General features: G+C 57.2%; 12 protein-coding genes. 5 read left to right on the top strand and 7 right to left on the bottom strand.

Going from position 1 to position 13151, the window contains the following annotated elements; genetic code table 11:
- Positions 1-19: 19 nt before the first annotated feature.
- Together KI617_RS08405 and KI617_RS08400 are read right to left on the bottom strand one after the other, a co-directional pair.
- Positions 20-1366, bottom strand: coding sequence for a deoxyguanosinetriphosphate triphosphohydrolase (locus KI617_RS08405; RefSeq protein ID WP_226451549.1), 1347 nt, complete (start codon positions 1364-1366; stop codon positions 20-22).
- Positions 1367-1401: 35 nt separating this feature from the next.
- Positions 1402-1812, bottom strand: coding sequence for an acyl-CoA thioesterase (locus KI617_RS08400; protein ID WP_226451548.1), 411 nt, complete (start codon positions 1810-1812; stop codon positions 1402-1404).
- Positions 1813-1900: 88 nt separating this feature from the next.
- Between KI617_RS08400 and KI617_RS08395 the strand changes: the two genes are divergently transcribed.
- Together KI617_RS08395 and fabI are read left to right on the top strand one after the other, a co-directional pair.
- Positions 1901-3547, top strand: a complete 1647-nt coding sequence (locus tag KI617_RS08395) for an electron transfer flavoprotein-ubiquinone oxidoreductase (protein WP_226451547.1) — start codon at positions 1901-1903, stop codon at positions 3545-3547.
- An 88-nt stretch (positions 3548-3635) separates the two neighbouring features.
- Complete coding sequence (fabI, locus tag KI617_RS08390) at positions 3636-4433, top strand: enoyl-ACP reductase FabI (RefSeq protein WP_226451546.1); 798 nt, start codon at positions 3636-3638, stop codon at positions 4431-4433.
- Between the two features lie 67 nt (positions 4434-4500).
- Here fabI and KI617_RS08385 read toward each other — a convergent pair whose 3' ends face one another.
- The 3 genes from KI617_RS08385 to KI617_RS08375 all read right to left on the bottom strand — a co-directional run bounded on the left by KI617_RS08385 (position 4501) and on the right by KI617_RS08375 (position 11134).
- Positions 4501-7539, bottom strand: a complete 3039-nt coding sequence (locus tag KI617_RS08385; protein WP_226451545.1) for a PAS domain S-box protein — start codon at positions 7537-7539, stop codon at positions 4501-4503.
- Positions 7540-7732: 193 nt separating this feature from the next.
- Positions 7733-9619 (bottom strand): SurA N-terminal domain-containing protein, encoded by a 1887-nt coding sequence (locus KI617_RS08380; RefSeq protein ID WP_226451544.1) that lies wholly within the window; start codon positions 9617-9619, stop codon positions 7733-7735.
- Positions 9620-9703: 84 nt separating this feature from the next.
- The gene (locus tag KI617_RS08375; RefSeq protein ID WP_226451543.1) at positions 9704-11134 is read right to left on the bottom strand and encodes an aminotransferase-like domain-containing protein; all 1431 of its coding nucleotides are present in this window, start codon (positions 11132-11134) and stop codon (positions 9704-9706) included.
- A 144-nt stretch (positions 11135-11278) separates the two neighbouring features.
- On the opposite strand from KI617_RS08375, the gene KI617_RS08370 reads away from it, so the two are divergent.
- A complete protein-coding gene (locus tag KI617_RS08370; protein WP_226451542.1) occupies positions 11279-11599 on the top strand; it encodes a DUF2917 domain-containing protein in 321 nt (106 codons plus the stop codon).
- Between the two features lie 47 nt (positions 11600-11646).
- Here KI617_RS08370 and KI617_RS08365 read toward each other — a convergent pair whose 3' ends face one another.
- Positions 11647-11859 (bottom strand): hypothetical protein, encoded by a 213-nt coding sequence (locus tag KI617_RS08365; RefSeq protein WP_226451541.1) that lies wholly within the window; start codon positions 11857-11859, stop codon positions 11647-11649.
- Between the two features lie 158 nt (positions 11860-12017).
- On the opposite strand from KI617_RS08365, the gene KI617_RS08360 reads away from it, so the two are divergent.
- The gene (locus KI617_RS08360) at positions 12018-12182 is read left to right on the top strand and encodes a hypothetical protein (RefSeq protein WP_226451540.1); all 165 of its coding nucleotides are present in this window, start codon (positions 12018-12020) and stop codon (positions 12180-12182) included.
- A gap of 45 nt (positions 12183-12227) precedes the next feature.
- Here KI617_RS08360 and KI617_RS08355 read toward each other — a convergent pair whose 3' ends face one another.
- A complete protein-coding gene (locus tag KI617_RS08355; protein ID WP_226451539.1) occupies positions 12228-12410 on the bottom strand; it encodes a hypothetical protein in 183 nt (60 codons plus the stop codon).
- 107 nt (positions 12411-12517) lie between these two features.
- Between KI617_RS08355 and KI617_RS08350 the strand changes: the two genes are divergently transcribed.
- Positions 12518-13078 carry an O-acetyl-ADP-ribose deacetylase gene (locus tag KI617_RS08350; RefSeq protein WP_226451538.1) on the top strand — a complete coding sequence of 187 codons (561 nt, stop codon included), beginning with the start codon at positions 12518-12520 and terminating at the stop codon, positions 13076-13078.
- Positions 13079-13151 lie beyond the last annotated feature (73 nt).

Here is a 13151-nt window from a genome sequence, read left to right as displayed (position 1 = left end):
GTTTTTGGCAAGCAGAAAATCAGGTCGGCAAGTCGAAGCCCTTCAGCTTGCGATACATGTCCACCGCGTAAGAATCGGTCATTCCGGCGACAAAATCAGCCACCTGCAACAGACGAATGTAAGGATCGGCATCCGGCTCACCGCCGTGGCCAAGAAACTGCGTTGGCAGCAATTTCAGCAACATGCGTTCGCGGGTGGTGAAACGAGCATGACCCGCTTTCGCCTCGACCGCATTGGTGAATAAGCCAAGCAAGGCACCAAGTACCTCGAAGCCGGCAGTTTCAATTTCCAGCGCCGGGCGGGCCGTGTAGATCGTTTCCTTGGCCAGTTTGAGAATGGCCTGCAGGGGATGGGCGATCGGCGAGTTTTCGAGCAGTTCGTCGTCAAACGTTCCACTCAGAATGGCATCCTCGTTTTCCAGGAAGACCGCCGCGGCACTTTCAAGAAGGCAGCCGATGGCCTTTGCACGCAGGTACTCCAAACGCTCTTTCGGATCGTGCAGCCGATCCAGCCGCCCGCCATTGACCGTGTTGCCAGCCAGGTCGGCGAGCAGGCATTCGGCGTCCTTGTAATGGACGAAACCGAGCCGCGCGGCATCTTCCAGATCAACGATCAGGTAGCAGGTGTCATCGGCCACTTCGACCAGAAAGGCCAGCGGATGGCGCCGCCAGGCGGTACCCGGGATACGTTCGACCAAACCGGTCGCCCGCGCCACTTGCTGGAAAGCCTCGGCATCCTGCTGGAAGAAGCCAAATTTCTTGCCACTCTTGCCATCCAGCTCTGTATCCAGATGGGAGGGACGCGGATATTTGGTAAAGGTCGCCAATACCGCACTGCTCAGTTGCAGGCCGCCGGGATTGGCCGGGCTTTGCAGCCGACTGACGATGCGAAAACCTTGCGCGTTGCCTTCGTAGCGCTCGAAATCTGCCTTCTGCGCTGGCGTAAAGTCGTGACGTTCGAGCAGCCCGGAATGGCGGAACCATTCGCGGATGGCGTCTTCACCGGCATGGCCGAAGGGTGGATTACCGATGTCATGAGCCAGACAGGCCGCAGCAACGATGGCACCGAAATCACCGGATTCGACATGCTGCAAACCGTGCCGGGCGATGATCTCGCGCCCAACCACCGCACCGAGAGAGCGCCCGACACAACTGACCTCAAGACTGTGCGTCAGGCGAGTCCGGACATAATCGCTCTTGGAAAGCGGGAAAACCTGCGTCTTGTCCTTCATGCGCCGGAAGGCGGAAGTGAAGACGATGCGGTCGTAATCCTGCTGGAAGGCCGTACGCTCGGCCGTGCCGGGTGCCTTGCCGGCCCCCAGGCGTTCGCTCGACAGCAGCTTTTCCCAGATTTTTCGTTTGCCCATGCTCTTCGGATTCGATGATGCGATGGGCTGTGAGTTTACTCTGCTTCGAGTACGGCCCGCACGTGATCAGGCACCGGCACTGATTTTCCGGTCTGGGTATTCATCCACACCACCTTGGCCGCGCCCTCGGCGTAGAGTTTGTCATCGCCCTCGATGCGCATTTCAACGTAGGTCTGGAAGCTGGAGCGGCCAATCGCGCCGACATAAGTCCGCACCTCAACCATGCCCGGATAAGTCATCGGGATCATGAAGGTACAGCTGGCATTGATGATGACCGGCCCGTCACCACCAGGGCGAACCGGCACCTTCATGTCCTCGATCCATTCGACCCGCGCCTGCTCCATGTAGCGAAAATAGATCGTGTTGTTGACATGCCCATAGGCATCCATATCGCCCCAGCGAATGGGCATTTTCGTGACGTGAATAAGCTTTTTCTTGTGTTCCATAATCCTGAATACTAGAGTGTTGTTGATCAAAGCATTTCCATACTGTACCGTATTGAAAATAAGCTAACAATAAAACTTAGGAGACATCATGGAACGCGAATCCATGGAATTTGACGTCGTCATCGTTGGTGGCGGCCCGGCTGGCTTGGCTTCGGCCATTCGGCTGAAACAACTGGCAGCAGAAAAAGGGGTTGATCTGGGCGTCTGCCTGATCGAGAAAGGCGCCGAAATCGGCGCCCATATTCTTTCCGGCGCCGTCATGGACCCGCGTGCCCTGACCGAACTATTGCCCAGCTGGCAGGAAGACGGTGCCCCGCTCAACGCCCCTGTTTCCGAGGATCGCTTTTTCATTCTCTCCGAAACCGGCGCCACCAAAGTACCGAACAGCCTGCTGCCCAGTTGCTTTCACAATGAAGGCAATTACGTCATTTCTCTGGGTAATGTCTGCCGCTGGCTCGGCGAACAGGCCGAAGCGCTGGGCGTCGAAATCTACCCAGGCTTTGCCGGCGCCGAAGTGCTGTTTGATGAGAACGGTGCCGTCAAGGGCGTAGCTACCGGCGACATGGGACGCCTGCACGATGGTTCCGAAGGCCCGAACTTTCAGATGGGCATGGAACTGCTCGGCAAATACACTTTCTTCGCCGAAGGTTGCCGCGGCCATCTCGGCAAGCAGTTGATGGAAAAATTCAACCTCAACGCGGATACCGATCCACAAACCTACGGCATTGGCCTTAAGGAATTGTGGGAAATCGATCCGGACAAACACCAACTCGGCCTCGTCATTCATAGCGGCGGCTGGCCGATGCAGCCGGACACCTACGGCGGCGGCTTTCTCTATCATCTGGAAAACAACCAGATCGCCGTCGGTTTCGTCGTCGGCCTCGGCTACAGCAACCCGCACCTGTCACCCTACGAAGAATTCCAGCGCTTCAAGACCCATCCGGAAATCCGCAAGTTCCTCGAAGGTGGCAAACGCATCGCTTATGGCGCCCGTGCCCTGACTGCCGGCGGCCTGCAGTCACTGCCCAAGCTGACTTTCCCCGGCGGCGTGCTGGTCGGTGATGATGCCGGCTTCCTGAATGCCGCGCGCATCAAAGGCACGCACTGCGCCATCAAAACCGGCTCATTGGCAGCCGAAGCCTGTTTTGAAGCACTAACGGCCGAACGCCAGCGCGACGAACTGAGCGCCTATCCTGAAAGCTTCAAGAAGAGCTGGTTGTTCGAAGAACTGCACCAGACGCGCAATTTCAAACCGTGGATGAACAAAGGCCTGATGCTCGGCTCCATCATGTTCGGCATTGATCAGGTCTTGTTGCGTGGCAAGGCACCATGGACCCTGCACAACCGCAAGGCCGACCACGCCAAGCTGAAACCGGCGGCCGAATGCGAACCCATCACCTATCCCAAGCCGGATGGCGTGATCACCTTTGACCGCCTGTCTTCTGTTTTCCTTTCCAGCACCAACCATGAGGAAGACCAGCCCTGCCATCTGCAGTTAAAAGATGCCAGCGTTCCCATCAGCGTCAATCTCGCCAAATACGACGCCCCGGAACAACGTTTCTGCCCGGCTGGCGTCTATGAAATCCTGCGCGATGAAAGCGGTGGAAGTCCTCGTCTGCAGATCAATGCCCAGAATTGTGTCCACTGCAAGACCTGCGACATCAAGGACCCGACGCAAAACATCAACTGGGTTGTGCCGCAAGGCGGCGAAGGCCCGACTTACCCGAATATGTAGGTGGCAATCGGAAACGGTGGTCGCATGCCGCGAATCACTGTTTCCCGGTTTATAATCTTGCGGCTAAACCCCTAAGGGAGAACAACACATGGGCTTTCTCGCCGACAAGAAAATTCTGATCACCGGACTGCTGTCCAAGCATTCCATCGCCTATGGCATCGCCAAGGCCTGCCATCGTGAAGGTGCCCAACTCGCCTTTTCGTACCAGAATGAACGGTTTTTGGACCGTATCAACAAATTTGCCGCTGAATTCGACAGCACGCTGGTTTTCCCGCTGGATGTCGGTAGCGATGAGCAGATTGATAATCTGTTCGTCGAACTGGCCAAGCACTGGGATGGACTGGATGGCTTGGTTCATTCCATTGCCTACGCCCCGACCGAAGCAATCGAAGGCGATTTCCTGAACGGCATCACCCGTGAAGCTTTCCGCATCGCCCACGAAATTTCATCGTACAGCTACCCGGCGCTGGTCAAGGCTGCTCGCCCGATGATGCAGGGTCGCAAGAGCGCTGCGCTCGCCCTCTCCTATCTCGGCGCCGAGCGCACCATGCCGAACTACAACACCATGGGCCTGGCCAAGGCCAGCCTGGAAGCGGCAACCCGTTACCTGGCCTTCTGTCTCGGCCCTGAAGGCATCCGTGCCAACGCCATCTCGGCCGGCCCGATCAAGACCCTGGCGGCTTCCGGCATCGGCAATTTTGGCAAGCTGCTGGCCTACAACTCGCACAATGCACCGCTGCGTCGCAACGTGACCATCGAGGAAGTCGGCAACGCCGCCGCCTTCATGCTGTCCGACCTGGCCAGCGGCATCACCGGTGAAATCATGTACGTCGATGGCGGCATGAACACCGTGGCGCTGGGTAACGCTGACCCGCTGCCCGCCTAAAGCGAATTACAGCGGCCCACACCGCAAGAAAACGCCGATTCGGTTAATTCCGGTCGGCGTTTTTGTTTTATGGCTTGACCAGCACATGCTGGCGGATCATTTCCCCCAGCGCCTCAGGCTCTATCGGCTTGGCGATGTGATCGACCATGCCGGCAGCAAAACACTTTTCCCGCTCTTCATTGAAGGCGTGAGCCGTCTGGGCAATGATCGGCAGATCAGGGGCCTGTTCGAGTATCCGGCGCGTCGCTTCAAACCCATCCATCTCCGGCATCTGGATATCCATCAGCACCACATCGTAGGCATCCCGGCCGTCGTGCATCACGCGCGCCACCGCCTCCTGGCCATTTTCAACCAGAACCACACCGGCACCGTATTCGACCAAAATCTCTTCGAGCACCATGCGATTGATGGCCTCGTCATCGGCCACCAGTATCGAAATACCCGCCAATGGCTTTTTCCCCTCGCCCATTTCGTCCTGCAAGTTGGGTTGCGTTTCCGCTGCCCCCTCCGGCATTACGTAGGGAAAACAAAACTCGATGCTGCTGCCAACGCCAGTGCAACTGTTGACGCTGACATTTCCATTCATCAACTCCAGAATACGTTTGCTGATCGCCAGACCAAGACCGGTACCGCCAAACTTCCGGCTGGCCGAAGCGTCTGCCTGATGAAATGGATTGAACAAGGCGCCAATCTGCTCTGCATTCATGCCAATGCCGGTGTCTGTTACCTTGAAGACCAACATGCCATCCCGGCAGTCGAGTGACAGGGTAACGCTGCCGGCCTCGGTGAATTTGACGGCATTGGAAAGTATGTTGAGAAGCACCTGCCCCATGCGCAATGGGTCGCTGATACAGGTTTTCGGCAGATCGGAGGCAAGTTCAACCCGAAGATCAATCTGCTTGGCCTGGGCACGCTCCCGAACCAGATCGAGGGCATGTTCGATGACCTCCGAAAGAACCACCTCCGTCTGCTCGATGCGTAGCTTGCCGGCCTCGATCTTGGAAAAGTCGAGAATGTCGTTGATGATCCCGAGCAGACGATTGCCGGAAAGCTGGATCTTGGCAAAAGAATCCCTCGCCTTCTCGCTATTCTGGTAATTGCGATAGCCAATCTGGGCAAACCCCAGGACGCCGTTGAGCGGTGTGCGGATTTCATGGCTCATGTTGGCCAGGAATTCACTCTTTACCCGGGCCAGATTCTCTGCGGCAATCAGCGCCTGTTCCCTCGCCTGTGCCGCCGCCCGCTGAACGCTGACATCGACAAAGCTGGTGACGGCACCGGTAATTTCGCCATCCTGCAACATGGGGTGAGTGGCGTACATCACCGGGACGGCGTGGCCGTCGGCATGCCAGTAAACCTCATCGTTGACACGAACCTTCTGGCCGAGTCGCAAGGCCTTGTAACTGGGGCAATCCGCCGCCGGATAAGGAGATCCATCCGGCTGGCTGTGGTGAAGCAAGGAATGCGCAGGGAGGCCGATGACCTGCTCGGCCTTGTAGCCGAGTATCGCGCAGGCCGCCGGATTGATGAAGGTGATGATTCCCTTGCAGTCAATACCATACAGGCCGTCGGCACTGGAGTGCAAAATATGGCTGGCCCTAGCCTCTGTTTGCATCAGTTCGGACGTTCGCTGCTGGACCAGATCTTCAAGATGGCGATGATGGCGCTCCAGTTCGGCTTCAATCTGTTTGCGCTCGGAGATATCCCGAAAGACGTTGACTGCCCCGGTGATCCTTCCGTCCCGCTCAATGGACGAGACTGTAAATTCGACCGGAAAGGATGAGCCGTCCTTGCGCCAATAAAGGCCATCGCTGACATGTCGCCGCTCCCCATCTTGCAGCGTCTTGAAAACCTGGCAATCCTTGTTGTCGTAAGGTTTTCCATCCATATCGTGATGGTGCGTCAGGGCATGCAGATCGAGCCCGACGCCCTCTTCCTCATCCCAGCCAAACATCTTGCGTGCTGCCGGATTGACGAAAATAACCCGCCCCGCCAGATCGACGCCGCAGATGCCTTCCGCGGCTGACGAGAGGATTAGTTCGCTTTGGCGCCATGCTGCATCGGTAGCCCGGTTGTACTGCTCGAGCTTGGCGGTATATGCCGCATCCTGACGCAGTAGCGCATCACGGTCTGCCTCTCGTCTTTTCCAGGCGCGACCAATCAAGAATGACGAAATCAGACTGGCCAGCACGAACAGTCCGGCCAACATCACGGTATTCAGCGAATCCTTTCGCCACTTGGCCAGGTAGTCCTCATCGGCCAGCCCGACAATCAGGTAGAGCGGGTATTGACCAAGCTGACGGTAGTAGAAGGTTCGGGTAATCCCGTCCACCCCGGAACGGGTGTGGTAGCTGGCAGCAGTCTGGTTCGAAGCGAGCAGCGCCCGCAAGTCCGAAGAGGGATTGCTTGTCCCCACCGTTGCGCCATGAGTATCCGTCTTTGTATAACGCGCTATCAGGGTGGTCTTGTCCCACAAGCCGACATTACCGTTCTCGCCCAAATTGAGCTTGGCAAACATGCCAATGAAATGATCCACCGCAACGGCGACATGGACATCGCCAGCGAAAGAGCCATCGGGATGGTTGATACGGCGCCCCAAGGTAACCATCCATTTGTCGGCGGCACGACCCAGGATAGGCTTCGAAATAACCAGACCAGCCTGCGGATCGTCCCGCAGGCGGATGAACTGCGGACGGTCGGCAATACTGGCGTTGCGAATCTTGATGTCATTGATCGCATACCGGATGATGCCCTGTGCATCGACCACGCGCAGACCAAGCGCCTCCGGAATATGGGCATCCTGGTGCGCGATGTACTTCTCCAGCGCCTTTTGATCAATCCCGCCAGTGGCGAGCTGCCGCTCCACCTCTTCGGCAACGGTCAGCAGCGTGATATCGATCTTGCTGATGAAACCGGCAAGACTCTCCTCCAGGATCTTCGAGTAATTCTCGGTCAGCGTCTCCGCCTGATTGACCTCCTGTTGCCGGTTTCTTTCAAGCATCAGGAGAACCATGCCGACGACAAACAAGTTAACCAGAAACGCAGCACCCCATAGCAATCGCAGAATGCCGTGACGTTTCCCGGCCGAACCCGGATTACTGGTCATGCTTCCCCCTGATTCGTTTCAATGTCTGCCTCTGGTAATTTTCATTCGCTGAAAGCCCCCTCCCAAGGGCATTCTCGCTCATCTTTCCCAGAAGAATAGCACCCACTTATCCGGCAAACCACCGGATTGCCAAACTAAAATCAGGCTATAAAAAAGCGGGCCGCAGCCCGCTTTCCATGGAACACACAGAAGCTTACTTTTCCTTGGCTTCCAGTGCCGCCTGATTGATCTCAACCTTATAGCGGCTACGCAGTGCCGCCAGATAAAGTTGCATTTCCTCCTTGGCAACCAGATTGCCGAGTTGCTGCAACATGCCTTTTTTGGTGGCGTCATCCAGGTTCTCACCGGCAATCACCTTGGTCAGCTTGAACAAGGCGTATCCAGCCCCCGGCAGTTCGACGCCGGTGTAAGCCGGCAACTTGCCAGCCTCCATCCGAAACACCGACTGTGCGGCCGGTGGCGGAATCAAGCGGGAATCCAGACGCGACACAGCTTTGGCCGCGCCCCAGGTCAGTTTGTCTTCACCCTTTTGCAGCGCGTCGAGACGAGCCTCGCCATCCTTGACCGCCAAGACCTGCGCTTCCTTGCGCTTCAGCATGGTTTCGATGCTGGCCTTGACGCCATCGAACGGCTGCAGGGCCGTCGGCTTGTAATCGACAATACGTGCGGCAACCAGCGTATTCGGTGCGATTTCGACAGCCTCGGTATTGCGCTTGTTCTTGACCGAATCGTCGGAGAACAAGGCGGCGAGGATTTTCTCGTTGCCGAGCACGCCATTCGCCGGGTTGGCCTGACGGCCCAGCCAGTCGGACTGCTTGACGGTCAGCTTGAACTTCTCGGCCACCGGCTTCAGGCTGTCCGATTGCTCATAAACCATGTTGCTGAATGCTTCGGCGGCTTCGGCAAACTTGCGGGAAGCACCCGTCTTCTTCAACTCGGCTTCAATTTCGCCCTTGACGTCAGCCAGCGGCTTTTCCTTGGCAGCATGAATACCGGTCAGCTTGATAATGTGGAAGCCGAAATCCGATTCGACAACCCCGGAAATTTCACCATCCTTCAGGCTGAAGGCAGTGTCTTCAAAAGATTTCACCATCATGCCGCGACCGAAGAAGCCAAGATCGCCACCCTTGGAGGCAGAACCCGGATCATCGGAATTCTTCTTGGCCAGATCGCCGAAGGCAGCCGGGTTTTTGCGGATTTCAGCCAGAAGTTCCACCGCCTTGGCTTTGGCCTTGTCCTTGCCCAGCTTTTCGGAAGCCACCAGGACATGGCTGGCGCGGCGTTCTTCGGCCTGCAGAAAACGATCCTTGTGGCCGTCGTACCAGGCCTTGACTTCGGCATCGGTCACTGACAACTGCGAGCTGATCGCCTCCATCGACAACACCACGTATTCGGCCTTGGCCTGCTCCGGCATCTGGAATTGCGTGCTGTTTTCGTCGTAGAACTTCTTGCCGGCATCTTCAGCCAGTTTGACCTTGTCGAGGTAGCTATCAAGGCTGAAGCGATACTCCATCACCTCGCGCTTTTCAGTCTGCAAGGCAAGCAGGCGGTCGCTGACGGTACGCGCCACCAGACCGGATTGCCCGACAGCTGTAGCCAGTTGCTGCAGAGTCAGATCCTGACGCAGTTGGGCTTCAAAACCGGCCGGCGACATGCCTTGGGCGCGCAAGGCTGCTTCGTAGCGCTCGCTGGAAAACTTGCCATCGACCTTGAAGGCCTCGATGGCACCAATCGTCTGGCGTATCGCGTCGTCGCTGGCGAACATCCGCTTCTTGCCGGCTTCCACCAACAGCAGGCGCTGGTTGATCAGGTCATCGAGAATCGCCTTGCGGGCCTCGGGGTTATCCAGCATCTTGGCATCGAACTGGGCGCCCAGCTGGGTACGCAAGCGCTCCTGCTGATCTCGCAGCGTTTGCTGGAATTGCTGCTGGGTAATTTTCACACTGCCGATGGTGGCCACATCGCCACCTGACCCAATTCCATTCATATAGGAATCAACGCCGAAAAAGGCAAACGGCAGCGTGATCAGCGCAAGGAAAACCTGGACGATTCTTTTGTTGTTGCGGACTGCGTCGAACATGAGCAGAAAAATCCTTCGAATGCGTTCAAAAAGGCAAAAGCGGCTTGCCAAAAAGGGGCAATCATACCGTAGTTTGTGCGTCCATCATTTGATTTGGGGGCGGGAAAAGATGGCGCCCAGGCGTCTTATGGCGTCCTCGATTTCCGGCGTGTGCGGGTTGCCGCAATTGAGGCGCAGACAGTTGCGATACATGCCGCTGGGTGAAAACAGTTCGCCCGGCACATAAGCCAGATTTTCCGTAATCGCCTGCTCGTAAAGCCGGGTGGTATCGAATTCTTCCGGCAACTCGACCCACAGCACATAGCCCCCCTGTGGCTGGGCAATACGGGTCGCCGCCGGAAAATACCGGCTGACAGCCAGCCGCATCGCCTCGACCTGTCGTTCGTAGGCCCGGCGCAGCGTTCGCAAGTGACGATCGTAGGCCCCCGACTCAAGATATTCGGCCAGCACATGCTGGGTAATGGGATTGGTCCCGCCGCTGGTAATGGTCTTGTGCAAGGCAATCGCCGAACGGTAGCGACCGGCCGCGACAAAACCGATTCGCAACGACGGTGACAGGCTTTTCGAAAACGACGAACAGAGCATGACATTCCCTGCCTTGTCGTAGGCCTTGATCGGCCAGGGTCGCTCTTTGCCGAGGTGCAAATCACCATAGATATCGTCTTCGATCACCGCCACGCCGCGCGCTGCCGTAAGCGCCGCGAAAAGACGCTTTTTATCGTCAGGCATCACACAACCCAGCGGGTTGCTGCCATTCGAGACAAGCAGGCAAGCCGCAATCCCACCCTGGCGGGTCGCAAGTTCCAGCGCATCGAGCGACATCCCGGTGCGCGGATCGGTCGGTATCTCCAGCGCCTTCAAGCCCAAAGTTTCCAACAGTTGCAGCATCAGGTAATAGGCTGGCGACTCGACGGCCACCGTATCACCGGGTTTGGTGACAGCCCGAAGGCATAACCCCAGCGACTCGGTACAGGAATTGGTAATGACGAATTCCTCCGCTGGAATGGGGCCACCCCATGCCAGGGAGCGGCGCACCAATTGCCGAACCAGGGCCGGTTCATCCATGTTGATATGGCTGCCACCCGACAGCAACGCCGGATGGCGCCGGGCGACGCCCGCATAGAGGCGATTCAAGGCGGCCACCGGCAACAACGCCGGAGCCGGTAGCGCGGCGGCCAGCGGGGGCACCCCCGGCCTGGTGCCGGCCTGCAAAACCCTGACCAGGCGCTGCGAGATATCAACCGGCATGGGCGCTTCAGGGGTCGAACGCAGCAGCGGTTCGGCATGGCTTGTTTTTGCCTGGCGAACGAAATATCCCGACTGGGGGCGCGCTTCGACCAGCCCACGGTCTTCAAGCTGGTGGAGCGCCTGGAGCACGGTGGACACCGACAAGCGCCGCTCTTTCGATAGTTGCCTGACGGATGGCAGCCGATCGCCACGACTGAGCACGCTGCTTTCGATCATGCCAGCCAGTTCGCTGGCCAGCTGTTCATAACGTAGAAGTTGTTCGCTCATGAGAGACCAGTACAGATGACAGGCACAGCGAGCAGCACAGTTGAAAATTTCAAATATTGTACTGATTACAATTTAACTTAATTGTGACTGTATCACCGCCGATTAGCGCCCTACACTTTCTCGACAACAAAAGTAGAGAGCGCTATGAAAATCGATCTCGTTTCCAGCGAGCTATGCCTGACGAACGGTAATCCGATTCGCCTGACCAAGGCCTGCGGTGTTCGGATCCGTTGTATCAGCGGCACGATCTGGATAACGCTGCCAGACAGGCTGGCCGATATTTTTTTGGGCGCTGGCGAAAGCTATCTGATTGATGCTCAAGGACTAGTACTTGTCGAGAGCATCAACGAAGGCCGGGTCCGCATGGAGATAGCGCCCAAATGCCATGCGCTAACGAAATTGCTCGAATGGCCAAGGTGCGCCCGCATCAAGCGCTGGCATAAGCAATTTACTGCCAGTATCTGAGTGGAGCGCAGGGGCCCAAAAAAAGCTGACTCCCACGCGCGGGCAGATCAATCAAACAGGCTGGGCTGCATGGGAAGCAGGTTTTCCTGCTTGACTGTCAGGCGAACCGGTACCCCCTGCCGCCCGATGGCCTCGACCACCATCCGGCCACCCGAAGCTTCGGCAATGACCCGAACATTGCGGGCGGAGTTGCTACTCCTTCCACGATAGGTGGCGACCGTACCGGCGTTAGGTAGCCAGTGGGATTTGATTCTGGACATGGCGCTACCCCCCGCACTCTCGACGCCTCAAGGCTAACCTCGAATACGCAAAAATCGAATACTGTACATCCATACAGTTATGCGTTAATCTCCGACTCACAGTTAAATAACTGGTTATCCATACAGTCAACCAATCACCACTGACGGAGGTCATCATCATGGAACGCATTCAAAAACTGTTTGAACTGCTCGCCGGCATTTCCGCAGAAGAAGACGCACGCCTGGCCCGGGCCAAGGCTATCTTTGCCGATACCAGCCCGGATGTCGCCGCACTGCAGATACCCGCCTGCTGGCGCCGAAAGCAGCGGATCAGCCTGCAATAAAAAGAGCGGCCGCGGCCTCCTTGGCATTGCCGGTCGGGCAAGCGATCAGAATTCGGCTTTGACGATCGTAAAGCCGGGCGCATACCAGTCCAGCATGCCGCCGCGGTAGTAATAAATCTTGTCGACCAGAAAAGCATCACGCTCCATGGCGCTGATTACCGTCGGGCTTTGCGGGCAGACAGGGCCATTACAGAAGGGGTTCTTGCTCGCCAATTCGATCCATTTCATTGAGAAACTCGCAGTGACGGCGCTGGTGATGCATCATCTGCCTGATAGCCATTCCACACCGAGCGCCTCGTAGCGCCCTCTTTCATGGCGCGTGAAGAAACATGCGAATGATCAAAAGCACCCCGCCCCACTATCTGAACGGACGAGTCCGCCTCTGTGTCGGTGACCTGACCGAGCAAGCGGTCGACGCTATCGTCAATGCGGCCAACAGCACGCTACTCGGCGGCGGCGGAGTTGATGGGGCGATTCATCGACGTGGCGGCCCGGCCATCCTCGACGCCTGCCGCGAACTTCGCCGTAACCAGTGGCCCAGCGGTTTACCCACCGGGAAGGTTGCAATTACCGGCGGCGGAAAACTCCCGGCTCGCCATGTCATCCACACCGTCGGACCCATCTATGGGCAACACGGCGGTAAAGAACCCGAACTGCTTGCGGCCTGCTATCGCAACGCCATTGAACTGGCCGCCAGTCTTGAATTGAAAAGCCTCGCCTTTCCTTCAATCTCAACCGGCGCCTTTGGCTTTCCGGCTGAGAAAGCCGCGCTCATCGTTTCGCAGTCGCTGCATAAAACTCTCGACGAAATAACGGCAATTGATGAAATTCGACTGGTATTTTTCAACGCATCACAGATGGAAACCTTCATCGCTCACCAGAAATTTCCTCGCTGAAAGCCCCCAGCCCCCTTGCCCATCCACGGCCCTGCGGCATAATTCAGCTTTCGGCCAGAAGCGGCATCCGAGC

This window comes from Ferribacterium limneticum (assembly GCF_020510625.1).
Classification (GTDB): domain Bacteria; phylum Pseudomonadota; class Gammaproteobacteria; order Burkholderiales; family Rhodocyclaceae; genus Azonexus; species Azonexus limneticus_A.
This window is presented reverse-complemented; position numbering and strand designations above follow the sequence as displayed.